Origin of the sequence: Caballeronia sp. PC1 (assembly GCF_021353155.1) — a bacterium.
GTDB lineage: Bacteria > Pseudomonadota > Gammaproteobacteria > Burkholderiales > Burkholderiaceae > Caballeronia > Caballeronia cordobensis.
On the sequence record NZ_JAJUBH010000004.1, the window covers coordinates 196876 to 221272 of the forward strand.

The following is a 24397-nucleotide window of genomic DNA, read 5'->3' on the forward strand; positions in this document are numbered from 1 at the left end:
TTTGGAGACCGTTCATCGAGCTGGCGCTCTCGGCCAGCTCCGGTCGTTCATGGGATTTCGTCCATGGTCGTTGGAACGACGGCGTGCCCCTATAAACGGACAAAGCTCTGCGACTCTTGGCAAGGCTAAAACTCTCCGGCTGCCTGCCTATGGTTTCGACGGCGACAACCGATTTTTCTGGTTCGCAGGGGTGCCGACACGCCGACATATCATGCTTAATGAGGGCTTTTCCCCGCGACTACCAAGGCGAGCCGGTTGGAGAAGGGCCGTCCGCGTGTTGGCCCAGATAGTTGCGCAGGTGCTCGACGAAGCAAGCGATTTTCGCTGAAAGATTCAGCCGCTCTGGATAGACAGCGTAGATGTCAGCGGGCGGAGTTTCGTAGTCCGCCAATACCTGCACCAACCGTCCACTACGAAGGTATTTAGCGATATCCCATTCGGCACGCATCAGTATTCCGTGTCCCTCAAGCGCCCAGTTAAGCGCAACCTCCCCGTCGTTAGTGCTCAATTTGCCATGCACTTTGATCGTCTCGGTGCGCCCGGCGCGACTCAGACGCCAGTTGCCGTAGGCGGCTTCGTTTTGACGCAAAACGATGCATTGATGCTGCGTCAGGTCGTGCGGATACGCGGGCTCCCCGGCGCTGCGCAAGTAGCTAGCCGAAGCGACTAAAAGGCGGCGATTGGCGGCAATCCTTTTGGCGATGAGCCGCGAGTCTGGTATCTCACCGAACCGTACTGAGACATCGATGCTTTCGTCTGGCAGGCTAATCGGCCGGTCCGTGAGATGCAGTTGTACTTCCACCTCAGGAAAGTTCTGGCCAAACATCGAAATTGCGGGGCCGATATAGGAACGGCCAAAGCCGAGTGGCGCATTCACTCGCAAAAGTCCCCGGGGCGCTGCGCGACTGCTCGAAATCAGGCGCTCGACGTCGTCGATGTCGCTCAATATGCGCTGCGCATTAGCGAAGTAGACCTCGCCTTCATTCGTCAGACTGATACGCCTTGTGGTCCGGTTGAGCAGCCGGACCCCTAAACGGTTTTCCAGCGCCGATAACCGCCGTGACACGGCAGGCGGCGTCAAGTTCAGCTCCTGCGCCGTCGCCACCAGACTGCCTTGTTTGACCAACAGGCAGAAGAAGCCGAGCTCCGTGTCCATGATTCGTGAATTTTTTGCAATGATGTTTTAAGTTTAGCTCGATTCATATGGCTGCGCATTGGTTTTAATCTTGGTTCTGGCAACTGCCACATTGCCACTCCGCCCTTCGGAGATGGACCTTAAAGCCGCGGTAGACGGCGACACAGCTAATCGAAACAGGAGACATCCATGGAAATGGATTTGGAAAAACGCACCCTGCGCAAGGTTACTTGGCGCATCGTTCCGTTCATCATGTTGCTGTACTTCGTGGCCTACATCGACCGGGTCAACATCGGCTTCGCTTCCCTCACGATGCGAACGGACCTGGGCTTCTCCGCCTCGATCCTCGGCTTTGGTGCCGGCATCTTCTTTTGGGGCTATTTCCTGTGCGAAGTGCCCTCCAACATCATCCTGCACAAGGTCGGCGCCCGGATGTGGATCGCTCGGGTGATGGTCACGTGGGGCATCATTTCGGCCGCAATGGCCTTTGTCAAAGGGCCAACGAGCTTTTACATCATCCGATTCCTGCTGGGCGCCGCTGAGGCTGGTTTCTTTCCGGGCATCATCCTGTACCTCAGTTATTGGTTCCCGGCGCGTCACCGCGCGGGGGTGGTGGCTTTCTTCATGGCGGCTGCGCCACTGTCCACTGCGCTGGGGTCGCCGCTCTCCGCCGCCTTGCTCGAAATGAATGGCGTCATGGGTCTGCACGGCTGGCAGTGGATGTTCATTCTGGAAGCCATTCCTGCGCTAGTTCTGGGTGTCGTCGTGTTCTTCTACATGACCGATAAACCTGAGAAGGCGAAATGGTTGAAGGACGACGAACGCACCTGGCTCGTCAACGTCATGAACGATGAAGCTGCCAAGCGATCCACCACCGCCAAGCACGGCATCATCAGTGGTCTGGCTAATCCCCGCGTATTGGCCTTGTCGCTGATCTACTTCGGAACGTCCGCAGGCCTCTATACGCTGGGCATCTGGGCTCCGCAAATCATCAAGCAGCTCGGCGTGTCGTCCATGACGGTTGGCGTACTGAACGCCATCCCGCCGGTGGTCTCGGTCGTTGCCATGATCTTCTGGTCACGCCACTCGGATCGCACTGGCGAACGTACATGGCACGTCGCGCTGGCGTGTGTTGCGGCGGCCGTCGGTCTGGCGATTGCGGCCGTTGCCAACAGCGTTGTAGGACTGATTGCCGCCCTAACGCTCGTCAATATCGGCATCAGCTGCGCCAAGCCGCCGCTTTGGACCATGCCGACGATGTTCCTTTCGGGCGCCGCAGCGGCTACCGGCATCGCGACAATCAATTCGATCGGCAACCTCGGCGGCTTCGCTGGGCCGGCGATGATCGGTTGGGTCAAAGATCAGACCGGCAGTTACGCAGGCGGACTCTACTTCGTTGCAGGCCTGCTGGTGCTCTCCGCTGTGCTTACCTTGCTGCTTGCCCGCACACAAAAAGCGCCGATCACGCCCGGCAACGCCGCCGCGCACTGAAAACTAAGAACGTCCCCAATCATCAAGTTTTAAAGGAATGCAAGATGGACAAGGAAGCAGCCGTTCAGTCTGTGACGGACACCATGGCCAAATTCACTGCCTATATCGGAAAACGTCTGCCGACGGACGTCAAGGCAAAGCTGGCCGAACTGCGCACGCTGGAAACCAACCCGCTGGCGAAATCGATCTACGACTCGATGAACGGTAACCAAGAAGCGGCCGACAAATTGAACCGTCCGAGTTGCCAAGATACTGGCGTGATCCAGTACTTTGTTGAGGCCGGCGCCAACTTTCCGCTGCTGGGAGAGTTGGAAGAGATCCTGCGCGAAGCGACTGAAGGCGCCACGCAGATGGGACCGCTGCGCCACAACGCAGTCGAGACGTTCGACGAGAAAAACACGGGCACGAATACCGGGACGCAAATTCCCTGGCTTGACTGGCGCATTGTTCCGGAAAGCGATAGCTGCACGATCGACGTGTATATGGCCGGTGGCGGCTGCACTCTGCCGGGAGCGGCAAAAGTGCTCATGCCGGGGCAGGGCTACGAAGGCGTGGCGGAGTTCGTGATGGACGTCATTACCGAACGTGGCATCAATGCGTGTCCCCCACTGTTGGTTGGTGTCGGTGTTTCGACGTCTGTGGAGACCGCGGCGCGTCTTTCCAAGCTGGCGATCTTGCGGCCGGTCAACTCAAAAAGCGAAAACCCGCGGGCTGCGCTGATGGAGGAGCTGCTCGAAGAAGGACTCAACGAGATCGGCATCGGGCCGCAGGGGCTGACGGGTAACAACAGCGTAATGGGCGTGAACATCGAATCGTCGGCACGTCATCCATCAACCATTGGCGTTGCGATCAACACGGGGTGCTGGGCACACCGGCGCGGAAAGATTCGCATCAATGCCGACGCGTCCTACGAAATCTTGTCGCATGAAGGAGTGGCTCTGTGAAAAAGGTCCTCACCACACCCATCAAGAGTGAAGATCTTGAAGATCTTAATGTTGGCGACGTCGTCTATCTCACCGGTCGTCTTGTGACCTGTCGCGATGTGGCGCATCGCCGACTCATCGAACAAGGTCGAGAACTCCCTGTCGATCTCGCGGGCGGTGCGATCTTTCATGCTGGCCCGATTGTTCGAAAGAAGGAAGATGGCAGCTTTGAAATGGTCTCGATCGGCCCGACCACGAGTATGCGGATGGAGAAATTCGAACGCGAGTTCATCGAGCAGACTGGCGTCAAGCTGATCGTGGGAAAGGGCGGCATGGGTCCTGAGACTGCGGCTGGCTGCGAAGAGCACAAAGCCGTCCATGCCATCTTCCCGGGCGGATGTGCGGTTTTGGCTGCGACTCTCGTTGAGGAGATCGAGGGCGCAGAGTGGCAGGACCTAGGCATGCCTGAAACGTTGTGGATCAATCGTGTCAGAGAGTTCGGCCCCCTGATCATCTCCATCGACACCAAGGGCAACAATCTCATGGCGCAAAACAAGGCTGTGTTCAACGAAAAGAAGAAGCCGATTCTCGAAAAGATCAGCGCCCAACTCAGCTTCATCAAGTAAGTCCTCGCTCAGGTGGCTCCGGGGCGTTTGTCCTGGCGGCCTTGAACGAGGCACTGTACACACTCAACCCATGAAGGACGGAGACAGATATGAAAACGTATCGCATCGCAACCATCCCCGGTGACGGCATTGGCAAAGAAGTTGTTCCCGCTGGCCAGCAAGTACTCGAAGCGCTTGCCAAGTCCGACAAGTCGTTTGCCTTCGAGTTTGAAAACTTCGATTGGGGCGGCGACTATTACCGCAAGCACGGCGTAATGATGCCCGAGGACGGTCTTGATGCGATCCGTGACAAGGACGCCATTTTGTTCGGCTCGGCAGGCGATCCGGATATTCCCGATCACATCACGCTCTGGGGTCTTCGTCTGAAGATCTGCCAAGGTCTGGATCAGTACGCGAACGTGCGTCCGACGCGCATCCTCCCGGGCATCGATGCACCGCTCAAACGCTGTAAGCCGGAAGATTTGAACTGGGTAATCGTCCGCGAGAACTCGGAAGGCGAATACTCGGGCGTCGGCGGCCGCGTGCACCAAGGTCATCCGATCGAGGCCGCAACGGACGTGTCGATCCTCACTCGCGCCGGTGTTGAACGCATCATGCGCTTCGCATTCAAGTTAGCGCAGTCGCGTCCGCGCAAGCTGCTTACCGTTATTACGAAGAGCAACGCGCAACGCCACGCAATGGTCATGTGGGATGAGATCGCGCTGGAAATCTCGAAGGAGTTCCCTGACGTCAAATGGGACAAGGAACTCGTCGACGCGTCGACCGCGCGCATGGTCAACCGCCCTGATACGCTTGACACGATTGTCGCAACCAACCTGCACGCGGATATTCTGAGTGACCTGGCTGCCGCGCTCGCCGGTAGTCTCGGCATCGCCCCGACCGGCAACATCGATCCTGAGCACCGCTATCCGTCGATGTTCGAGCCGATTCACGGTTCCGCCTTTGACATTATGGGCAAAGGTCTCGCCAATCCGGTGGGCACGTTCTGGTCGGTGGTGATGCTGCTTGAACACCTCGCCGAATTCGATGCTGCCAAGCGCGTGATGCAGGCAGTCGAAAAGGTGACCGCTGATAAGACGCTCCATACGCGAGACCTTGGCGGTACCGCAACGACGGCGCAAGTCACCGAAGCGGTCTGCGCGCAAGTCCAAAAGACGGCTGCCAGCCAAGCTGCGTAAGCGAAGGTCCGTTCGGGTTCCGCGCTCGCTGTGCACGACGGCGGGCGCGGAAGAAGTTCGCGTACCTGAAAGTACGAGTCACCGCGCCGCACAAAGCCGGACGATGTAGCTCGTCCTGACGTTCTCTAAGCGTTTGAAAAAATATCGTAATGCGCGCGGACCGACCCGTAGCGTCAGCTCGCTTCGATCCAGGCCCCGAGCCAACCCGCGAGAGCCGCAATGAAACCCATCCAACCCAAAGGTCTGCCGGCCGAGATTAAAGGCGCGGACGTGGATCGTCTTCTAAAAGACATGTTCGATGCCGCGATCGCGACAGCGCAGCCGGCTTTGCGTGTGCCTCACTTTCTTCCGCAGCCTCCCCGTGGGCGCACGATCGTTATCGGCGCCGGAAAAGCCTCGGCAGCCATGGCAAAAGCCGTGGAAGATCGCTGGACCACTTCCCTCGAGGGTCTCGTTGTCACCCGCTACGGCTATGCAGTCGCATGCGATCGAATCGAGATCGTCGAGGCTGCACATCCCGTGCCCGACGCACAAGGTCTGGAAGCAGCCGAGCGCATGATGCGGCTTGTCTCGGGGCTGACTGCGGATGACCTCGTCATCTGCCTTATCTCAGGCGGTGGCTCTTCATTACTCCCACTTCCCGCGGAGGGACTCACACTGCAGGACAAGCAGGAAATCAATCAGGCACTCCTCGACAGTGGCGCCACGATATCCGAGATGAATTGCGTACGCCGACACTTGTCGCGCGTGAAGGGCGGCCGGCTTGCAGCTGCCTGTTATCCGGCGCGCGTGGTCAACCTGATTATCTCGGACGTCCCGGCGGATGCCGCCACCGATATCGCGTCGGGTCCGACGGTTCCCGACACGACAACGTGCTCAGATGCATTGGCCATCCTGCGCCGTTACGAGATATGTGCGTCTCCTGTAGCCATTGCGCTCCTTGAAGAGGGGTTATCCGAGAGCCTGAAGCCGGGCGACCCGCGCTTGCCTGAGATAGAAACGCACTTGATCGCGACGCCTCAACTCGCGCTCGAAGCGGCTGCCCTCAAAGCGCACAACGCGGGCATTGATGTGCACATCCTTAGCGACGCGATCGAAGGTGAAGCTCGGGACGTAGGTGCGGTCATGGCCGGGATCGCCAAGCAAGTAAGCCGACGCGGCCAGCCATTCAAAGCACCATGCATTCTTCTGTCGGGCGGCGAGACAACCGTAACAATCCGAGGGGACGGTCTCGGCGGACGTAACGTCGAGTTCCTTCTTTCGCTTGGCATCGCCCTAAAGGGTGAAGCCGGAATATATGCGCTCGCGGGCGATACGGACGGCGTAGATGGCGTGGAAGAAATCGCTGGCGCCATTCTGCGGCCCGATACCTTGCAGCGTGCCAGAGAGCGCGATATGCGTGCGGCCGATCGCCTGCAGAACAACGACGCGCACGGCTTTTTCCAAGCACTTGGGGACTCGGTTATTACCGGCCCGACGCTGACCAATGTGAATGACTTTCGTGCCATCTACATCGCCGCTCAGCGTGGCGACCTTTCAAGGAGCATATAACGATGCGCCGAACTCGAAATGCGAAGATTGTTGCGACACTGGGACCGGCTAGCACAAGCCGAGACATCATCGAATCGCTGTTCAAGGCTGGTGCCGACGTCTTTCGGCTGAATTTCAGTCATGGTTCCCATGAGGACCACCAACGTCGGCTCGAAGTCATCCGGTCAATCGAGAAAGACTTACGTCGGCCGATCGGTGTGCTTCTTGACCTTCAAGGGCCGAAGCTACGGATTGGCACATTTGCGAGCGGCCCCATATCACTTGCGAAGGGTGCGTCGTTCCGACTCGATCTCGACACCGGTACGCCGGGCGACGTGACGCGCGTCGCGCTCCCGCATGCCGAGATTTTCGCCGCGCTGAAAGAGCAGACTAACCTTTTGCTCGATGATGGCCGGGTTCAACTCCGAGTCGAGCGGTGCGGACCGGACTTCGCGGAAACGACTGTGGTCGTGGGCGGACCACTGTCGGAGCGCAAGGGCGTCAATGTGCCGGACGTGGTCTTGCCGCTCTCGGCGATGACAGAAAAGGATCGCCGTGATCTCGAATTCGGCCTGACCCTAGGCATCGACTGGCTCGCGCTGTCTTTTGTACAACGCGTCGAAGACATCCGAGAAGTTAGAGGAATCGTCGGCGACCGAGTTGGCATTGTGGCTAAGCTCGAAAAGCCGGCGGCGATCGGCAGCCTTGATGCGATCGTCGAAGAGGCAGATGCCGTGATGGTCGCGCGGGGGGACCTCGGCGTCGAAATGCCTGCGGAGCAAGTGCCGGCTATCCAAAAGAGGATCGTACGCGCCTGTCGGAAGGCCGGCAAACCAGTGATCGTTGCAACGCAAATGCTGGAGTCGATGGTGAATGCGCCGGTAGCGACCCGAGCGGAGGCGTCGGACGTCGCCACCGCCGTATACGACGGTGCAGATGCGGTCATGTTATCTGCGGAATCGGCAAGCGGGAAATATCCCGTCGAAGCCGTGCGGACGATGGATCTGATCATCTCACAGACCGAGCATGATCCTTACTACCGCGAGGTGATTGCCGCGTCTCATGACAAACCGCGCGCGACGCCATCGGATGCCATCGGTTATGCGATGCGGCACGTGACGGGCCTTCTCAACGCCGTTGCGACCGTCGCGTACACCAGTTCCGGTTACTCAGCTCTGTGCATGGCGCGCGAACGGCCCTGCGCGCCGATCATCGGCATGACCCCAGAGACGGGAACGGCTCGGCGTCTAGCGTTAGCCTGGGGCGTCCATTCGGTCTTATGCAAGGAGTTGGTCGACGCGGCCGAAGTCAGTGAGCTGGCATGCGAGACAGTTCGTTCGGAAGGCTTTGGCGAATCGGGTCAAACCGTCGTCATTTCCGCGGGCATGCCGTTTGGCACGCCCGGTACCACGAACCTTCTGCGCATCGCGCAAATTCAGTGAGGCACGACATGGCACCGATCAAAGACATCCAGGGCTTCGAGCTGCTCGATTCCCGAGGAAACCCCACCGTCGGAGCGCGCGTTACTCTCGCTGACGGCGCCGAAGGCTTTGCAATTTCCCCTTCAGGCGCGTCCACGGGAGCGCGGGAGGCGCTTGAATTGCGCGATGGAGACGTTGGGCGTTATAGCGGGAAAGGCGTACGCCGGGCGGTCAGTCACGTCAACGGAGAACTTCGGCGAGCGCTGTTGGGCCTGGCGGCCAACCAGGCAGCGATTGACAATCGCATGATCGAGCTGGATGGAACGCCAACAAAGGCACGGCTTGGTGCCAATGCCATTCTCGCCGTATCACTCGCTACGGCGAAGGCCGGTGCAGCGTCTTCCGGTGTGCCGTTGTATCGCTACCTTACGACGACAATCGCGCCCCGCCTGCCTCTGCCGATGATGAACATCATTAACGGTGGCGCTCATGCAGATAACAGCATCGACCTTCAGGAGTTCATGATCCTGCCCGTTGGAGCCCCCAGCTTTTCAGAAGCCCTGCGCTGGGGCGTCGAAGTCTTCCATGCGCTGAAGAGCGTGCTGAAGAAGAAGCAGCTTTCGACAGCGGTCGGCGATGAAGGTGGCTTCGCGCCCAACCTTTCGTCGAATCGGGCTGCACTCGACACGATCATGCTGGCCATTGAACAGGCTGGCTACAAGCCGGGTAGCGACATCGCTCTGGGGCTCGACACCGCAAGTTCTGAGTTCTTCACCAATGGAAAATACGAGCTCGCGGCCGAAGGCCGTACTTTCGATTCGCACGGCTTCGTCGAGTTTCTTGCCGATCTTGTAGAAAGCTATCCGATCGTGTCGATTGAAGATGGCATGGCCGAGAATGACTGGGATGGCTGGAAACTCTTGACTGAACGCCTGGGCGACCGCGTTCAACTCGTCGGCGACGATCTCTTCGTGACAAATACGGCCATCCTCGCCGAAGGCATCGAGCGAAAAGTTGCCAACTCAATCTTGATCAAACCAAATCAAATCGGCACGCTAACTGAAACCTTGGCGGCCATTTCGTTGGCTGAGGAAGCAGGCTACTCCTCGGTGATTTCTCATCGATCAGGAGAAACTGAGGACACGACGATTGCGGACCTCAGCGTCTGCACCACCGCAACTCAGATCAAGACAGGTTCGCTGTGTCGCTCGGATCGCGCGGCCAAATACAACCGACTGTTGTTGATTGAAGCGGAGTTGGGCGCCACCGCTTTCTACACAGGTGAACAGGCGCTGCCATCAAAAGCCTGCTAGAACGCGTGCGTATGGACAACGGACGATGGGACTGCCAAGAAGCGCCCACGTTGTAGCATCGAATGCGTCAGGGCCGTTGGGATTGCGCGCACATGGCTTCAGCAGAGCTGCAAAAAAACGCTCGATAAATGCCGGTTTCGAACGGTGTCGTTACAAGATCGGGGACGGGCCCGCCGCACGAAGCCCGCGGGAGAAACAGAGCGCGCTCAGCTTTTGTCGCTGTAAGCCGGACACTTTCGTCGTGTCTCACGGTTTACATCGGGCCACCGTGATGTTCGTCGATCGAAGGTTGTGTCGCTCGGCGATTGATTAGATGAGGGGAACCGCAGCCTATTTGCCCCTGAGGTATTGTTGGCGTGTTTCCAGGACCTTCATGGCCTAAATTTTTTCGCCTCCTTTTTAAGGACACATCCTCGATGCCTCCATGCAGCGCGGGCGCGCGAGCTCGCGAAACTGTTCCGAAATCATCGCTTCAGTCTTAATCGCGAGATGGGCCATCAAAAAGGCGCAGCAGTCGTGCGCTACCGCAGGCTTACCTACCTCTACGGCGTCAGCGGTTTGGTGAAAGGTCGCATACCTGCGACGACGTGAGCGTCCCAAGGACCTTGAAAGCTGCCGTTCACCTCTCGTGACTTGCAACGGCCGTAGAGGGTCGCGAAGACTCATTCGGACTTTGCGGAGGCCGGCATTCAAGTGCGCCGCGTCTCAAATGACGGTAGAGCGACCTGCAGCGGTCGGTCGGCGGCTGAACGCTGAACGTCAGCAAAGGCCGACAAGCGACCGGCATCAACATCGCGGCTGACGCGCCGATCGCGTTCTGATACCTTCTTGCTGAGTACCGGATCACCAGCTTCGCATATCATGTTAGCGATCGAAAATCGGTCCGCCACGACGCTGCACGATCGGTCTTTAACGCGAGCGTCCCTCGTTTTGTGCTCAACCGGCAATTGGGATTGGGGTTCTGAGCGCCTGCGGTCCCGCTTCGACCCGGATACCTGGGAACTTTCAATGGCCATTCCGAAGATCGGCTCTGCAGAATGGGTTGAGACCCAGATTCGGCACTACCTCACGACCGGAGACTATGACGGCGTCTTCGTCGGCTGGCCAGGGGACGCTTTGAATATCACTGCTTCACGCGCCACACAGCAGTTGCGCGCTGCGCTCATCGCTGACACTCTGCTCCGCGCGCGGGATTTCGACCATCCGAGCTCGATGCCAGAGCCAATAGAGCCGTGGCTTCGCGACAAGCTCAAGCCCATGGTGTATGGCCTCTTTTCCGCCATCGAACGGGAGGTCGTTCTCCGCACACTCGTAGGAGGCATCGTCTTTCTCACGCCAAGCAACATCGTACAGGTACTGACCAGGGAGAGGTGGCTATCTACCGCGTGGAAACTGGCGAACATCTATTTGGACAGTCTGGGTGCTATTCCGCTTCGAGAGGTGTCCGCTCGCGTTGTCGGCATGAGCCAGGACACTACTTGCTATGTCTCCCTGACCTACTTTCGCGATACCGATCCCTTCGCTGACTACGTCGTCCATGAAGCGGCCCATGTGCTGCACAACTGCCGCCGCGCAGCGATAGGGCTGGCAGAATCCAGGAAATGTCCGAATCTGCTCGACATTGCATTTAGCAAGCGGGAAACGTTCGCCTATGCTTGTGAAGCATACAGCCGGATACTCGTGTCAGCTGTCGGAAAAGCCGCACGGCAAGCGGCCCTGAGCCGCCACCAAGAATACGGGTTGCCTCCGGATGAGCGCGTCGACCATGACGAATATATGGCCATCCTTGCGGATGCAATCCAGGCTCGCAACGGATGGCGTCGCATCCGAGAGCGATGCGCACGTTGATGACGGTCGTCATATCCGGCTGAACCTCGGCTTTCACAAAACTGGAGCATGCAATGTCGGCCCCATCTCACGTCTACACCATCTCGTGCGTAGCCAAGATGCTTAATGAACCTGAGAATGGCTTGAAGAACTGGCCAATATGAACCTCGAACCGGAGGACGGCTGCTTGGGCGTCATAGTGACCTTGACGTGCCGCCCGACGAGGTGATCTCGATCACCGCCTTCACTGACGCTGGCATTGAAGCACTAAAGGAACTCGTAGCAGACGCTAAGCGTGCAGACTTGGGAACGTATGAGGACGCTGAGTGACAGCAAGAAGCTGGAAGTCGTTGCATCTAGCGGAACTGGCGAGGTCGAATAGATGTGACCTGGCGGTCAACGTGAGAAGGACCCCGGTCATGGTCCCGGCGACGCGAGCAGCAGTACGCATCTCGCATGCGGAAGTGGACAAAATGCGTCGCGGTGAAGCCCGCAACGTTGCATAATGGGACAACGCCTCTGCTGCGATATGCCTATGTCTCGCTCGACGACAAACCGCACCACTACGTGCAAACCGCCTCGCGGCACGTTGGCTCGTTATCGAGAACGAATTGTCGAGGTGCTGGGCGAGGCCCGCGGCCAACGCGTCATGATCCGGTCCGTCCATGCGGATGGAGCCGAGCGCCGCACTGCGGTGAAACTGGTCAATCTGCTACCGTTGGATAGCCAGCTCTTTTAAGTCGCGGACCAGTCCCCGCCCACCCACGCTCGCTAGCGCGTTCACGCGCCGTTGATCGCTTCTTTGAATACCTTAATGGCCGTTCTGACCGTTTTCGCGGCCGCCGTGCGGCCACATCGCTCGCCGCCGCTCAACCTCGCCGAAGGAGTGGCCGACTGATGCGCGTGCAGCGATGCGCGCGCCACAGTGGCGACTCCTGCGGCCTGCTATCATTCCGGGGTACCCATTGAACGCGGACTCCTTTCGTTCTCTTATTGCAGCATGTCTTATCGCAACCCTCGCTCGCAAGTATCTCGTTCGCCGTCCCGCAAACCCCTCAGTAAAGAGATGTTGCTGCCTCTGCCGTTATCCGCGGCGCGCACCGTTGCGTTGTCAAACCATTTGACTTTCGCAGCCTGTCGCGCCGGCGCTGGATCTGCGTATCTGGTCAACGGGTTGATCGAATTGGTCTACGTCACCTATTTCGTGCAAGATGCGGGCTACGGGGAGACGGAGGTCATCATCTATGGGCGCGCCGAAGCGGCTCTGGAGCGCTGCCTGCAGCGGGCGCAAACGGAGAGAGTATGGACAATCGGTGCGGCCGAACTGCCCTTGTTTGAGGCGGTCTTGCAAGAGGCCGATCGCCAACTAGCCGTTGCGCCCCGATACGTTCATTATGAAGCGCGGGAGAGGCTCAAGCGCTTTGCCGCGAGCGGGCGCGGCTCCCCGTTGATGTCCGCCGCCCCTGGTCATTAAAGTGAATATATTCGACCACCGGCGATTGCGCCCCAGTAGTCGCGCGAGTCACAGCCGCCTGCCGAACGCTGACGGACGGCTAGGTCTAAGCCTATTGAATTGAAGCAGCGACCGACGCTTTCAGCGACAACCGTTCGGTAACAACGATCGCCGATATAACCTTAGCGTTGAAACTCACGCATTGCATCGGAGTTCCACCATGAGTCAACCCCGCGGGCCGAATGCGGGATATCGAGGCAAGTCCAACAATCGGCGCCAACCTCAACATCCGGCTAGCTCTAGTCGCCCTGGACGGGTCCAACCGCCCTTCAAATCGAGCGATAGCGCACCCGCCCAAGCGTCCATCATTTGTTTCTCGTCGATGCCGTCGGCGCGGAGAATATAGCGTTAGGCCTAGATTCCAGCTTGACGCGGATAGGAGAACTCCTGCGGGGCGAACGTTTCACGCCCGAGACCGCCTTCCACATGGAAACTGCGCTCCGGCTGCCTTCCGGCTTTTTCGACCAACCTCATCCTGCACTTGCACCGGAAGTGATCGCTCGCCTGAAGTCGCCGCTCGAATTCGTGCGCGTAGACGAGGCTAGCGATGAAGGCGACGTTGAAGAGACCTCCCTCCTCCCGAATAATCAAAAGCCGTCACTGCCTGCGAGCAGTTTGTCCGAGGAAGCAAAAATGCGATCGAAGAGTTCGAAGGGCGCGCCTGCCGCGGTTAAGGCCCGGTCAGCGGAGACCCCTAAGCACGCAGGCGGCCGACCATCTATTGTTGGAGGTGCTTCAAACCAGAACGGGCCGCGTCAAGCGGCTCAGCGAGAACGAGCCCACTCGGAAGGCGCGGCCACGGTCGAGGGGATCAGGCGGGCCAACCTTCACGTCCTCACCGGACGCAACGGCTCCAAGGTCAAGCTCGGCGCAGTCATGGGACTGACCGGATCGAATATGGCTCATCGGCTGCACGGCAAAAAGCGCATGGATGACGTTGAAGCACAGCGCTTCACCGAACGGCTGGGTCTTCCCGAAGGCTGGCTAGACACGCTTCGTTCGGAGACCGACATCCCCGAGTCGGTGGTGCTGCTTCTCGCACCTGCATCACGCGCCCGTGGGCACAGTCCCGCGCTGCCGGCATCCGCCGCCGCACCGAACGACGACGCGCTTGACGCAGCCGCTCCCGCAAGCCAGAGCGACGTGGTCCTGTCTAGCACCCCGAGCGACGCGCAAGCCGCGGCATCGCCGACCGATGCGCCGGGCGGGCAAGGCGGCGTGATTGGTCGTGAGGAAAATGAACTCAACGAGGCAGTCGCCGCTCCCGCCGACGAGCGTTTTGGCGCAGACGAAAGTAAAGTTGCAGACGCCGTTGCTCGACCAGCGGAGTCACCGCTCGCCCATGCTGCACCCCCGCGAACCGCCGCGCCCGCCATCTCAACGTTGCAAACCCGCCTGGACGGTCTTGACGGAATAGCACCGATAGCAGAGGCTCTTTTGAAGACGCTTGCCGGCAAGGCGCGCACAGGACGGTTGGACGAATTGAAAGCACTCGAACTGTTGCAACAAGCAGTTCTGCTTTGACGAGTCGAGGGCAGTCCTAAACGCGGCGCTTCTCGAGTCACCGTTCGCGCTGCGCGTGATGCGTCTTGCCAAGGCAACGATCGACGACCACCGCCAAAAAACTCTTGGCTGGCACTGTTGTCGAGGTTCGCTGATTCCTCAAGCCCGAGACGCCGGAACACGATCTTCTTGGTAGCGGACTTCCTCTGTGGCGCGGACACGGCTCAACTTATTCGGGCGACACGTCCGGTCCGCGTGCGAATAGCCTCTGGTCCCACACGACAGGCTGCGGCGCCGAGACGACTAAACGTCCGGCATCCGGATGTGCCGGGTTGACCACGGCATTCCATTCCGCTCGCGCCACGACCGACGGGACCACCAGCACCGCCGATCTTCCCTCCTCGATCCACTTGTCGCCGAAACGGCGCGCGACCTTCGCATCAGGCGCATCCCAGCCCGCTGACAAGTCTTCGACGCTGGCGCGCTCGATTGTCACGTCCTTCGGGACCTCGACCTCGACCCATACGTGGTGCTTGGGTACCTTACCGATCCGCGCGTGCACCAGCACCTCGAGCATCGCCCCCGCGAAATTCAGCGCGCCGTAAATGACTGGACGGCCAGGGCTGTTGAAGCGGCCGCCGACCAGCATCGCCCCAGTGCCACTCCACACCGGATGACGCCGATCCGCAATTCTAAAAATCCGCATCAGTCTGGCACCTCAACGACTTCCATGCAGGAGGTCATGCCGGCAGCCCATAGAACAGCTTCCACAACAATTCCTCGACGCGCCGCGCGCCGAGCTCGCTCAAGGCGACCTCCACTGGCGTGCGCCCTTCGAGCAACGGGTGCATCGTATTTAGAAACTCCCGCGCATCACCCTCGTCGTCCCATACATAACGCGCGGTCGCGACGATTCGTGCGAGCCGCTCCGTCTTCTCAGACTCGTCGGGACTGAGCTTGTCGCGGCGACGTTTGAAGGTCGCCTCCGGCACGATGCGCGCGAGCAAGGCCCGCCGTTCCTCGGCGCTGCGCGCCGCGTGCTCGACGCCTTCTTTGAGCGCAGACTTTGGTAGGCCCTCACGTACCTGCGCGTCGAGCTCGGCCACCGAGTGCGGGACGCGCGGCAGCGCCATCACGGCTGCGATCTGTTCCGGCGAGACCAACAGCATGCCAACCTCCATATGGATCATCTGATCCTTCATTATAGACCAAATGATACGCTCTCGCGACTCGCCCGCGCGCGGTTGTCGATGTCCGAGCCGCTCATGCGCCCGGGCGCGTAGGTCCCCGCGTCGTGGGCCCAGTTCCGTTTCAGGCGTCGTGCCTTGCGCCCGCGACGGCGCTCGCCGAGGGCAACCGATTGGGCGTTCCCGCGATCACGCCACCGAAGGCGCCTACTCGGTGATTTCCGGTCCGCTGGTTTTCAGGACGGCAGACGGGCAATCGCTAATCGACTCGTCTGACGGGATTGCACGGTGTGGGAGGGAAGCGGCGGCGCTCCAACGCCCTCCCCATGCACCGGCGGACATCATTTCAAGCGTGATAAGTCGTATTAGCACGCTTGAGTTTAATGGTGGTGCTTGCCATTGACGACAAGCATCGTCGGAGCGAGTCCATTCGGTCGGCCGGCGGTTCAACTCATAGGTACTACATACCAATTTGCGTTCAATAGATCAATGGGCATCGCGAATCTACGCCACGCGGCGCGTGTGATTCGGGTGGATCTCCCTTGTTGCTTGTTCGATATCGTCGACACAAAACTCGAGCGCAGACAGCAGAGCAAGCTGTGCGGGGAGCAATGCATAGCCGACACGCAGATCACGGAGGCGTGCCCTCCAGTAGCAAGCGCTTATGGGCAACGTAGCTTTCTTTGATGCCCGCACCGCCCGCACTACTGCCTGTATATGGGCAAGTTCACGATCGGCTTCGAGGGAAGTCCGTTTCCGTGGCTCGGGCGACGGCGGGCGGATTCGCCGGAGGGGATTCGCGACATTCGTCTTCATACGTAGGGCCTTTCGCTGATTTCGTTGAAATCAGCGTACGCAGGCTCACGGAAAGTCAAGGGCGAGTACCAAGCCTGTGGCCGGGCAAATCCTGTTGATGCAGTTCGCAAGCCGACCGGCCCCGCCGATGGGAATTGGCACCTGTTCGATTTTCAGTCCGAACGCGCCGAGAACAACGACGTGTCGGCGCAGAATCCGCCGATCATCGACAGTCTGGTCCAGCAATGGAACAGCTACATGAGTTCGGTGGGTGGCGTGGAACCGCTGCGGCCGCGCGGCTACTACTGAGCGCGCGATGAAGGAGGCGCTGGAAAACCCTGGGCGGCGCGGGCGCCCTGACGGTCGCGTTGTTCGCGGCTGGCTTCGGTGCCGCGCTTGCGGTGAACGACGAGCACGGCTTATCAGCGCAATCTTGCACGCACGTACGCTCGCGCCGCTCGGTGCCGAGCAGCGATGCGAACGTTACTCGGATCTGCCGGCCAGGTGGCGCGACGGCCCGCGTGCGGGCATGGTGCCTTCGCGCGGCCCATTCACAGGCAAGCCGGACCAATGCGCGGCGGTGCCGCTCGATCCGCTCGTGCCCGATCATCTCCAGCATGCGGTGCTTGAGGAACGGGCGCGGAACCGGTTGGATCGGTGGCAGGCTGTATCGGCCGGACCAGCACTCGGAAGCGGTCCGTGCGCCATGCCGTGATCGTTGACGAGTCAGCGGCGGCGGCCGTGCAGCGCAGGCGAGTGGTGTTGCGCATCAAGCACGAGCTGTGGAGCGCAGTCGTGCTCGATGGCCTGATGCGCGATTTTGCGAACCCGCGTCAGGCGCTCACGATGATGCCTCCGAACGGCTACCGCACCATCGGGCGCGACAACTTATGCCGGCTTGATGTTCGAAGCCTGCTTGCCCTTCGGGCCCATCTTCTCGTCGTAAGTGACCTTCTGCCCTTCGGCGAGCGACTTGAATCCGTTCGACTGGATTTCCGAGAAGTGTGCGAACAGGTCTTCGCCGCCTGCATCCGGAGTGATGAAACCAAAACCCTTTGCGTCGTTGAACCACTTAACCGTACCAGTTGCCATTTTCAGTTTGACCTTAAAAGTAAAAACACGGCGCCGCCCTCGCGACGCCGCCGCTATCTTGGCCGCGCATGGACGCCAAGGCAATCGGCGATTCGGACTAAAAGGAAAATACTTCGTGTACGATGCGAAAAACCTATCGTTGTCGATCCATGTTAGGGTCACTATATCGGGGCGGTGCAGGTAACGCGGCCCGAGGCGAAAAGGGACGGCATGACAATCCGGCAGCACACCGCCGTCGTCTAGCTGACGAAGACGATGTCGTGGTCGGCCGAATTTCCGCACGAGAAATACGCGATGCGCCCGACCCGCAGTTGCAGCAGCACTCGTTCGAGCCCGAAGACTTCGCTGCCATCCCTCTGCCTGCCGATTACAGTCGCACGAAACGCCTCGGTTCCCTCTCGCTTGATCGCCATGAGGCGACGAATCGCGCCCTGCCGAGTGGTGAAGTATCGATTCATGAACGTTCGCGTCGTCTTTGCTCACACGATGGTAGCGCGGCCGCCCTTAAGCTAATGTTATGCAGGACACACCGCAGTGCGACAGCGTGGGAAATGAATCTGCGCCACCATCAAATAACCATGACATTCAAGATCAAAGCAGCGGACCTCAAGCGCATGGAAGAGGGGCTCGATATGCTCAGCACGCAGCGCGTCAGACTGGGACACGCGGTGGGCGTGTTCAATGAAGCACTCGTCTGCGCGTGCGCGACGCTTCAGGCCGCGGTCGATGACTACAATCAGCAGGGTCGAGATGTGCGCGCGGCTTTCGAGAATGTGTACCGGCCACTCGAAAAACCCTACGCCGAGCGTTCGGACGACTGGAAAGACGGCGAAAAGGGCACGGCCGTGAAAGAATGGCTCGACACGCTCGAATCGTTCCCTGAGAACATCGTCGATGTCTCGCTTGACGAGTTCATCGACGAACTTGAACTCGAAGACTTGGTCGGCGATGACCCGAGGGACGACTTCAAAGACGTGGGCCAGGAACCGGGTGAAGCATGAAAGCCGCTCGAAGAAAAATCACAAGCGACCCCGAAGCCAGTCGGCGACTGCTGGCCGAGAAAGCAACCATCACTTTGGCGTATTACGATAGCACTTCGACATCCACGGACGACCGCATTGGAACCTTTGACATCACCGCATGGACTACGAGGGTTTGCGCACCTGATCGAGTCGTTGACGCAGAAGCATCAGGATCCTGCCGAAAGCCACGCCGTATCGGACTCAAGTAATTCGCTCGGTACGAAGGATCCTCTGGTCTCGCAAGTGCTCGAGCAGGCAGAGGCAACGCTACGGGCAACATCGCAGCGCGTGTTTGTGTTTCCGTCCGACAAAAAATCTCCAGCGGCCACGCGAAAGTCAGGCCGGTGACGCAAACAGACCACGTCACCGATGCTGCACTTTCCGTGTTGCCATGTAGGCGTCAAACAGCCCGGTATGCAGCCGACTCAGTTCTTCGCGTAAGGTCACCAGCTCATACTGGTCGCCCTCATGTTCCCGCCGCAGAATCTCCCCGAGCAGGGCGGTCGCACGCGACGCCGGCAAATGTCGCTGGACGCGCGCCTCGCACAGCCGACTTGCGAGCGCTGGCTTGACGACCAGCAGCCACGCCGGAAACCACATATAGTCCTCGATTTCGCCTGTGCCGGAGAAGTCAGCATCGAAGCGCCGGCGCAGCGCATCGAGCGAAGCGTCCCGAAGCCCGGCAATCAATGCGGCGAACCGTGACGGTGCCAGCCACGCCAATTCTGCAAACAGCGGCCATACCGCATCGAGACCGCCCGCTCGATAGCGTGCTTCGGTCATCCAGCCGAGTGGCGACGGGATGCGCCACCACGATTCGATCGTGTTGACGGCGTCGGTGGCCGCCGCCCAGTTCACTGCTCGAAGCCATAGCGGCGCGGCGTGACTTTCGCTGTGGGTCGCGCAGAACGCCAGCGGTGCAGCACGCTGAGCGAGCGAGCGCCAGCAAGGTGTCGTCCACGCGTGAACGTCCTGTGCGGGCAGCACCCGTTGGGCCGCAGGTATCACAGCATCCTCGAGGTGTCGACGGACCGCGGCCAGCTCCGCGTGGTCGGTCAGTGGAAGGCTTGACCCGTTCTCGAGTTCCCGAACAAGCGTCGTCATCGCTGGCAGCGCGCTGTCGTCAGGGTATTCGCTGGCAAGCTGCGTCAGTGCGGCTCGCGCGTCCTCCGCATGGCGACGCTGCAATTGCTCCACGACGTCATTGCGCAGTACCACGTCGCGGCTGTCCGCAAATATATCGAGCTGTTGCATGCTTTGCGGCATGGTCGTCGCGCTCAGGAATGTCGTCGATGAGAGCGAATAGGCTAATTCATTTCGACGCATCGAGGAAGCGGTTGCCGATGCTTTCGGCGGTCTTTTCACGGGCCACCTGGTGCCGCAGGTGCGCCTCACAACAAAGCGCCTACCGACGCGCATCCAGCATGGTGCCTCGACAGAGGCGAGCGCCGCACCGACATGCGTAAAGGCGCTTGAGCGCCGCCGTTCGGCGGCCTTCGACATCCAGTGCGTAGTCGATGAAGACCTCGGCGCCCTCTTCAATCCTGCGGGTCGCCCGAATGAAGACCCGGTCGCCCTCTTGCTCGGCTTCACAGTTCGGCGCGCAACTGTGATTGATCCAACGCGCGGAGTTGCCGCCTCGTGCGCCATCGATCATGCGTCCGTCGTCGAGTCCGAAGAAGAACGTATGTCCGTCTTCTGCGGCCGACCGTTCATACCGGCGCTGTGCCTCTTTTGCCGAGATGATCTCGCCTTTGTACTCGAGGATCGGATCACCCGAGGAAATTGTCACGGCGGCGAACACACCGCGACCATGAATGGGCGAATGACGGACTGCAATGCGGCGCATGGTTGAGACTCTGGCGTGAGAAGGAACGAAAATATCTGCGCTGAGGTGACGACAGGCATAATCGCATCATCGCACGTCAGCCTGTCAAGAAATGTCCGCTCCGCCTCGTCGCACGAAACTTAAACGCAAGCCGGCGCGCGGCACGTTGGTGCGCTACGAAGATCGGATTGCGGAAGTTCTAGGCGAAGCGCGCGGGCAACGCGTCATGATTCGCTCGATTCACCCGGACGGGCAGGAGCGCCGCACCGCGGTGAAATGGGTGAACCTCACACCGCTCGAGGCTCAGCTTTTCTGATCGATCGCGACCCCGTCAAATGGGCGAAGCGACCTGCAGTCGTCTCGCGTCACTCGGTGGTCGCGGCGCTCACGCCTGATTGACGGCGTCTTTGAAGCCTTTCCCGGCGGTGAACTTCACCGTCTTGGCCGCTGCGATCTCGATCGCCGCACCCGTCTGCGGATTCCGACCGGTCCGCGCGGCGCGTTGGCCGGTTCCGAACGATCCAAAGCCGATCAGCTGAACGGTGTCTCCCGCGGCCACCGTTTTCGAAATCGTCTCAAACACCGCGTTGATCGCCTCTTCAGCGACGGTCTTGCTCGTGCCCGACTCCGACGCAACTGCGTCAATCAGTTCCTGCTTGTTCATTGAATCTTCCTCTCTATTGAAAACAAACCCGATCTTCGTGATCGGCTATGAAAAGTGGCCACCCGCCGCTACTACGAGGCTACGTCGGTCGCATCCAGATCAAACAGATCCGAGGTGGTGCCCTGTGCGGCGAGCAGGTCGGGCAGAGCACCATTTCTAACCTTCGTCAGCGTGTCCGGCGACAGCCAGATTTCTTCCATCGCATCGAGGCCTTCCTCGATCATGCGTTGCAGAAAGAACGATTGTTTCCGGCCCGTTGCCTCTGCCAGCACCCGCAACCGCTGTTCGATGACGGGGTCGATGCGCACCGCCACCACCCTCAACTTATTCTCTGCCGATCTTCTCATCTGTTCGCTCCTTTGGGCCGACAACGCGCATGGCGCGCATTAGGCCTTGGATTGCGCAACCCCTCCGGCGCGATCCGGTCATTATCTACGGGCGACCTTTCACTCTCGCCGTTTTGCTAGCCACTGACTTTCGGGCGGCTCGCCTGGTGGGCGGACTGACTTCGGCGGCGGGTACGCGGCGCGTAGGCGGCCGCGCCGCGGTGTGCAGCGACTTCAACTGCTCCTGAAGTGACTGATGCGCCGCTTCGAGCGCGGCGAGCTTGCCTTGAAGCACCCCGTTCTGGTGGCGCGTGTCGCCCTGCTGCACCTGCAGCGCTTCGACGGTGCGACGATGCTCGGCCTCTCGCTTGTCCGCCCGCTTGGCCACCTCGGCCAATTCCTTCTGAGCCTTGGCCGTAGCGCTGCGTTCCCGATCGATCTCCAGGAGCGCGCGCTTTTCCGATGCGCGTAAGCGCTCTTCGGCACGGCTGGCGGTCTCGCGGAGCTTCTCCAGATCTCGCGAGAAGGTGTCGCGCACCTTCTCCAGTTCCCGCTCGCGCGCGATCGCCTCCTCGCCGAGACGCTTGATCTCCGCCTCGAGCGCCTTGCGAGTGGCGGCCTCTTCTGCCTGCTGCCGCTCCAGTTCTCGAATCTCAACCTGGGCCGCCAGCAGTGCCGCGGTACGCTGCTCGAGTGCCGTTTCCGTCCGGCCCAGTTCTTCCCGTGCAGCGACGACTTTTTGCTCTGTCTCGGCACGCTGCGCCTCGACTTCATCACGCCGGAACGTCAGTTCGGCCTGTGCAGACGTCGCCGCCCGGGTCCAGAGAGTCCCGATCAATTCGCCCGCCGCTTCGCTTAAATCCTTCGGCAAGTCCGGATGCTCGATGCGTACCCGGCTTTTCTCACGCAACTCGGCCCAGAACTCGCTCAGCACCGACGCCGGCGTGCTCATGGTGCCGCGGCGGACCAGGTTGTAGAGGCGATTGGCGGTCGGCGCAACGCCAAAGCGGAAGAACAGCAGGGCACACACCTCGCGGTAGAGCTCCCGCGTCTTGGGGAATTCGACCTTGAGCCGCTCGATATCGGCCGCGAGGCGGGTTTCGTCGGACGGGATTGGAGGATGAGCGTCGGACATGGATCATGTGGGCGGAATCGAGCGGTCATAATACAACGTATTTCGAATTGAACCTAACTAATACCGCGCTTCTATTTGACATTACGCGTATAATGTTGATAATTTCATGCTGAGCCCCCGCTAAAACGACCGTGACTTCAAAGCCCGCTGCGCCGACCCCACCGTACGCATTGCAGCCGACACCACTCGAGACGCTCGTCATTCCCGCCGAGTTGGACGGCTCCGCGGGGCTGAATCGGGCCGTGACCGGGCGCGCCCAGATTGCCGCCGATCACGACCTCGATGCGATCCGTGCATGGCTGTCACGCTCTGTCGACACCAAAACCACCTTCGAGAATTACCGCAAGGAAGCCGAACGGCTCCTGCTCTGGTCGGTCGTCGCGCTGGGCAAACCCCTCTCTTCTCTGACCCATGAAGACTGCTTGCGCTATCAGCAGTTTCTCGCCGACCCGCAGCCTGCCGGCACATGGGTGGCCGGGGGCGGCCGCAAGCATCCGCGCAGCGACGCGCGCTGGCGGCCGTTCTACGGTCCGCTGTCGCCGTCCAGTCAACGCCAGGCGACCGTCATCCTCAACGTGATGTTCTCGTGGCTGGTGCAGGCTGGCTACCTGGCCGGCAATCCGCTGTCGCTCTCACGGCAACGCACGCGCCACGCGGCGCCTCGCATCACCCGTTATCTGGAGCCGAGCGTGTGGCAGGAGGTCAAGGACTTCATCGCGACGATGCCCAAGCAAACGGACCGGGAAAAGTTTCACGCGTACCGCGTTCGATGGTTATTCACCCTGCTCTATCTCGGCGGGCTGCGCATTGCGGAGGTCGGCGCGAATACCATGGGCCAGTTCTTCGTAAGACACGATGCGGACGGCGCGCTGCGCTGGTGGCTGACCGTTCAAGGCAAAGGCGACAAGCAACGGCTCGTGCCCGCGACCCGCGAGATGATGATGGAACTGTCCCGCTATCGGCAGCACCTCGGCTTGAGCGCGCTGCCGTCGCCGAACGAAGACACACCGCTCGTGTTGCCGATTGGCGCCACGGCGTCAAACGAACGCACCGAGACGTGCGCGCCGCTCACGCGCGCGGCGCTGCACGCCATCGTGAAGGACGTGTTCGCGGGTGCCGCCGCGCGTCTGCGGGAGCGCGACGAGGCGCAAAGCGCGCGAGCTGATCTACTCGAAAAGGCATCCGCGCATTGGCTCAGACACAGCGCCGGCTCGCACATGGCCGACCAAAAAATTGACCTGCGCATGGTGCGCGACAACCTCGGCCACGCCTCGCTGACGACGACCAGCATTTACTTGCACGTCGACGGCGATCGGCGTCATCAGGAAACCGAAGAAAAGCACCGGGTAGACTGGTGAAACCGAGCGAGACCACCCAACCCATCCCGAAGGGTGCAGCTGCCGATTCCGTCCGCCTACCGCCACTCTGCTCATGAACGTCTCTGTGCCCGCACCCCAGATCTCGACCGACAAACAGACTCTTAGCTTCGTGATCGACTGGCGCGGAGAAAGCGTAACGTGCGTCGTGCCACGCAGGTGCCTGGAAGTGTTTTTCTGGCTCCCGCCCAACGCGGACGATAGCCGACTGGTAAGCGTGTTCAGGGACGGGTTCGCTCGGATCGAAGCGGTCGCGCGACGAAAGCTGCTTGCGCGCTCAACGCGCCCTATCCGCTTGACGGAGGGTGATTTTTCCGGTGGTTGATTGTCCAGCCCCTCTTCCTGCAGACAGGTCTTGAAATTAGCGAGCTCTTTGTATTCTAAGGCGCGTGGAAGCGCAGACAATTAGTTGCGTTCGCTGACGCTAACACGCGAAGCTGCGCTTTCGCCTCGAGCATTACGCGGCCTGAGCGACGGTTAGCGACACTTCTTCGGACGTCTACCAAGGCCGC

At 60.2% G+C, this 24397-nt stretch carries 24 protein-coding genes; 15 read left to right on the forward strand and 9 right to left on the reverse strand.

Features of this window, described 5'->3' with window-relative positions; genetic code table 11:
- Window positions 1-238: 238 nt before the first annotated feature.
- Entirely contained in the window at window positions 239-1156 is a 918-nt protein-coding gene (locus LY284_RS34060) for a LysR substrate-binding domain-containing protein (protein ID WP_233391417.1), read from the reverse strand.
- A gap of 168 nt (window positions 1157-1324) precedes the next feature.
- On the opposite strand from LY284_RS34060, the gene LY284_RS34065 reads away from it, so the two are divergent.
- From LY284_RS34065 to LY284_RS34115, 10 genes are all read left to right on the forward strand, one after another.
- The gene (locus LY284_RS34065) at window positions 1325-2626 is read left to right on the forward strand and encodes an MFS transporter (RefSeq protein ID WP_233391422.1); all 1302 of its coding nucleotides are present in this window, start codon (window positions 1325-1327) and stop codon (window positions 2624-2626) included.
- Window positions 2627-2670: 44 nt separating this feature from the next.
- Entirely contained in the window at window positions 2671-3570 is a 900-nt protein-coding gene (ttdA, locus tag LY284_RS34070) for a L(+)-tartrate dehydratase subunit alpha (RefSeq protein WP_014253295.1), read from the forward strand.
- Window positions 3567-4175, forward strand: a complete 609-nt coding sequence (gene ttdB, locus LY284_RS34075) for a L(+)-tartrate dehydratase subunit beta (protein ID WP_014253294.1) — start codon at window positions 3567-3569, stop codon at window positions 4173-4175. Before ttdA ends, ttdB begins: the two co-directional genes overlap by 4 nt.
- A gap of 89 nt (window positions 4176-4264) precedes the next feature.
- A complete protein-coding gene (locus LY284_RS34080; protein ID WP_233391423.1) occupies window positions 4265-5353 on the forward strand; it encodes a tartrate dehydrogenase in 1089 nt (362 codons plus the stop codon).
- Window positions 5354-5572: 219 nt separating this feature from the next.
- Window positions 5573-6904: a glycerate kinase gene (locus LY284_RS34085; protein ID WP_233391425.1), complete on the forward strand. Its 1332-nt coding sequence runs from the start codon at window positions 5573-5575 to the stop codon at window positions 6902-6904.
- 2 nt (window positions 6905-6906) lie between these two features.
- Window positions 6907-8325 carry a pyruvate kinase gene (gene pyk / locus LY284_RS34090; RefSeq protein ID WP_233391427.1) on the forward strand — a complete coding sequence of 473 codons (1419 nt, stop codon included), beginning with the start codon at window positions 6907-6909 and terminating at the stop codon, window positions 8323-8325.
- A gap of 8 nt (window positions 8326-8333) precedes the next feature.
- Window positions 8334-9617 (forward strand): phosphopyruvate hydratase, encoded by a 1284-nt coding sequence (eno, locus tag LY284_RS34095; protein WP_233391429.1) that lies wholly within the window; start codon window positions 8334-8336, stop codon window positions 9615-9617.
- A gap of 1008 nt (window positions 9618-10625) precedes the next feature.
- The gene (locus LY284_RS34100; protein WP_233391432.1) at window positions 10626-11465 is read left to right on the forward strand and encodes a hypothetical protein; all 840 of its coding nucleotides are present in this window, start codon (window positions 10626-10628) and stop codon (window positions 11463-11465) included.
- 1045 nt (window positions 11466-12510) lie between these two features.
- On the forward strand, window positions 12511-12918 hold the full coding sequence (locus LY284_RS34110; protein WP_233391436.1) for a hypothetical protein: 408 nt from the start codon (window positions 12511-12513) through the stop codon (window positions 12916-12918).
- A 348-nt stretch (window positions 12919-13266) separates the two neighbouring features.
- Window positions 13267-14481: a hypothetical protein gene (locus LY284_RS34115; RefSeq protein WP_233391438.1), complete on the forward strand. Its 1215-nt coding sequence runs from the start codon at window positions 13267-13269 to the stop codon at window positions 14479-14481.
- Between the two features lie 208 nt (window positions 14482-14689).
- On the opposite strand, the gene LY284_RS34120 is transcribed toward LY284_RS34115, so the two are convergent.
- Entirely contained in the window at window positions 14690-15166 is a 477-nt protein-coding gene (locus LY284_RS34120; RefSeq protein ID WP_233391440.1) for an RES family NAD+ phosphorylase, read from the reverse strand.
- A gap of 34 nt (window positions 15167-15200) precedes the next feature.
- Window positions 15201-15629, reverse strand: coding sequence for an antitoxin Xre/MbcA/ParS toxin-binding domain-containing protein (locus tag LY284_RS34125; protein ID WP_233391441.1), 429 nt, complete (start codon window positions 15627-15629; stop codon window positions 15201-15203).
- Window positions 15630-16487: 858 nt separating this feature from the next.
- On the opposite strand from LY284_RS34125, the gene LY284_RS34130 reads away from it, so the two are divergent.
- The gene (locus tag LY284_RS34130; RefSeq protein ID WP_233392107.1) at window positions 16488-16751 is read left to right on the forward strand and encodes a hypothetical protein; all 264 of its coding nucleotides are present in this window, start codon (window positions 16488-16490) and stop codon (window positions 16749-16751) included.
- A gap of 579 nt (window positions 16752-17330) precedes the next feature.
- Here the strand turns inward: LY284_RS34130 and LY284_RS34135 are convergent.
- Complete coding sequence (locus LY284_RS34135) at window positions 17331-17534, reverse strand: cold-shock protein (protein WP_053572711.1); 204 nt, start codon at window positions 17532-17534, stop codon at window positions 17331-17333.
- Window positions 17535-17794: 260 nt separating this feature from the next.
- On the opposite strand from LY284_RS34135, the gene LY284_RS34140 reads away from it, so the two are divergent.
- On the forward strand, window positions 17795-18535 hold the full coding sequence (locus LY284_RS34140) for a hypothetical protein (protein ID WP_233391446.1): 741 nt from the start codon (window positions 17795-17797) through the stop codon (window positions 18533-18535).
- Window positions 18536-18919: 384 nt separating this feature from the next.
- Here the strand turns inward: LY284_RS34140 and LY284_RS34145 are convergent, their stop codons facing one another.
- Together LY284_RS34145 and LY284_RS34150 are read right to left on the reverse strand one after the other, a co-directional pair.
- Window positions 18920-19810: a hypothetical protein gene (locus tag LY284_RS34145; protein WP_233391448.1), complete on the reverse strand. Its 891-nt coding sequence runs from the start codon at window positions 19808-19810 to the stop codon at window positions 18920-18922.
- A gap of 151 nt (window positions 19811-19961) precedes the next feature.
- Window positions 19962-20405, reverse strand: a complete 444-nt coding sequence (locus tag LY284_RS34150) for an SET domain-containing protein (RefSeq protein ID WP_233391454.1) — start codon at window positions 20403-20405, stop codon at window positions 19962-19964.
- A gap of 145 nt (window positions 20406-20550) precedes the next feature.
- Here LY284_RS34150 and LY284_RS34155 point away from each other — a divergent pair, with 145 nt between their 5' ends.
- Window positions 20551-20700, forward strand: coding sequence for a hypothetical protein (locus tag LY284_RS34155; protein WP_233392109.1), 150 nt, complete (start codon window positions 20551-20553; stop codon window positions 20698-20700).
- A gap of 69 nt (window positions 20701-20769) precedes the next feature.
- On the opposite strand, the gene LY284_RS34160 is transcribed toward LY284_RS34155, so the two are convergent.
- From LY284_RS34160 to LY284_RS34170, 3 genes are all read right to left on the reverse strand, one after another.
- A complete protein-coding gene (locus LY284_RS34160) occupies window positions 20770-21048 on the reverse strand; it encodes an HU family DNA-binding protein (RefSeq protein ID WP_233391456.1) in 279 nt (92 codons plus the stop codon).
- Window positions 21049-21119: 71 nt separating this feature from the next.
- The gene (locus LY284_RS34165) at window positions 21120-21395 is read right to left on the reverse strand and encodes a hypothetical protein (RefSeq protein WP_233391458.1); all 276 of its coding nucleotides are present in this window, start codon (window positions 21393-21395) and stop codon (window positions 21120-21122) included.
- A gap of 85 nt (window positions 21396-21480) precedes the next feature.
- Complete coding sequence (locus LY284_RS34170) at window positions 21481-22509, reverse strand: DNA-binding protein (RefSeq protein WP_233391460.1); 1029 nt, start codon at window positions 22507-22509, stop codon at window positions 21481-21483.
- Between the two features lie 131 nt (window positions 22510-22640).
- Here LY284_RS34170 and LY284_RS34175 point away from each other — a divergent pair, with 131 nt between their 5' ends.
- Both LY284_RS34175 and LY284_RS34180 read left to right on the forward strand, forming a co-directional pair.
- Window positions 22641-23867, forward strand: a complete 1227-nt coding sequence (locus LY284_RS34175; RefSeq protein WP_233391463.1) for a tyrosine-type recombinase/integrase — start codon at window positions 22641-22643, stop codon at window positions 23865-23867.
- A gap of 73 nt (window positions 23868-23940) precedes the next feature.
- The gene (locus tag LY284_RS34180; protein ID WP_233391465.1) at window positions 23941-24210 is read left to right on the forward strand and encodes a DUF1488 family protein; all 270 of its coding nucleotides are present in this window, start codon (window positions 23941-23943) and stop codon (window positions 24208-24210) included.
- Window positions 24211-24397: the final 187 nt, after the last annotated feature.

What these genes read in the sequence shown, in the direction of transcription:
- LY284_RS34060 (WP_233391417.1), bottom strand. Translation starts at nt 1,156, where the DNA reads ATGGACACGGAGCTCGGCTTCTTCTGCCTGTTGGTCAAACAAGGCAGT.
- LY284_RS34065 (WP_233391422.1), top strand. Translation starts at nt 1,325, where the DNA reads ATGGAAATGGATTTGGAAAAACGCACCCTGCGCAAGGTTACTTGGCGC.
- ttdA (WP_014253295.1), top strand. Translation starts at nt 2,671, where the DNA reads ATGGACAAGGAAGCAGCCGTTCAGTCTGTGACGGACACCATGGCCAAA.
- LY284_RS34080 (WP_233391423.1), top strand. Translation starts at nt 4,265, where the DNA reads ATGAAAACGTATCGCATCGCAACCATCCCCGGTGACGGCATTGGCAAA.
- LY284_RS34085 (WP_233391425.1), top strand. Translation starts at nt 5,573, where the DNA reads ATGAAACCCATCCAACCCAAAGGTCTGCCGGCCGAGATTAAAGGCGCG.
- pyk (WP_233391427.1), top strand. Translation starts at nt 6,907, where the DNA reads ATGCGCCGAACTCGAAATGCGAAGATTGTTGCGACACTGGGACCGGCT.
- eno (WP_233391429.1), top strand. Translation starts at nt 8,334, where the DNA reads ATGGCACCGATCAAAGACATCCAGGGCTTCGAGCTGCTCGATTCCCGA.
- LY284_RS34100 (WP_233391432.1), top strand. Translation starts at nt 10,626, where the DNA reads ATGGCCATTCCGAAGATCGGCTCTGCAGAATGGGTTGAGACCCAGATT.
- LY284_RS34110 (WP_233391436.1), top strand. Translation starts at nt 12,511, where the DNA reads ATGTTGCTGCCTCTGCCGTTATCCGCGGCGCGCACCGTTGCGTTGTCA.
- LY284_RS34120 (WP_233391440.1), bottom strand. Translation starts at nt 15,166, where the DNA reads ATGCGGATTTTTAGAATTGCGGATCGGCGTCATCCGGTGTGGAGTGGC.
- LY284_RS34125 (WP_233391441.1), bottom strand. Translation starts at nt 15,629, where the DNA reads ATGCTGTTGGTCTCGCCGGAACAGATCGCAGCCGTGATGGCGCTGCCG.
- LY284_RS34135 (WP_053572711.1), bottom strand. Translation starts at nt 17,534, where the DNA reads ATGGCAACTGGTACGGTTAAGTGGTTCAACGACGCAAAGGGTTTTGGT.
- LY284_RS34145 (WP_233391448.1), bottom strand. Translation starts at nt 19,810, where the DNA reads ATGCAACAGCTCGATATATTTGCGGACAGCCGCGACGTGGTACTGCGC.
- LY284_RS34150 (WP_233391454.1), bottom strand. Translation starts at nt 20,405, where the DNA reads ATGCGCCGCATTGCAGTCCGTCATTCGCCCATTCATGGTCGCGGTGTG.
- LY284_RS34160 (WP_233391456.1), bottom strand. Translation starts at nt 21,048, where the DNA reads ATGAACAAGCAGGAACTGATTGACGCAGTTGCGTCGGAGTCGGGCACG.
- LY284_RS34165 (WP_233391458.1), bottom strand. Translation starts at nt 21,395, where the DNA reads ATGAGAAGATCGGCAGAGAATAAGTTGAGGGTGGTGGCGGTGCGCATC.
- LY284_RS34170 (WP_233391460.1), bottom strand. Translation starts at nt 22,509, where the DNA reads ATGTCCGACGCTCATCCTCCAATCCCGTCCGACGAAACCCGCCTCGCG.
- LY284_RS34180 (WP_233391465.1), top strand. Translation starts at nt 23,941, where the DNA reads ATGAACGTCTCTGTGCCCGCACCCCAGATCTCGACCGACAAACAGACT.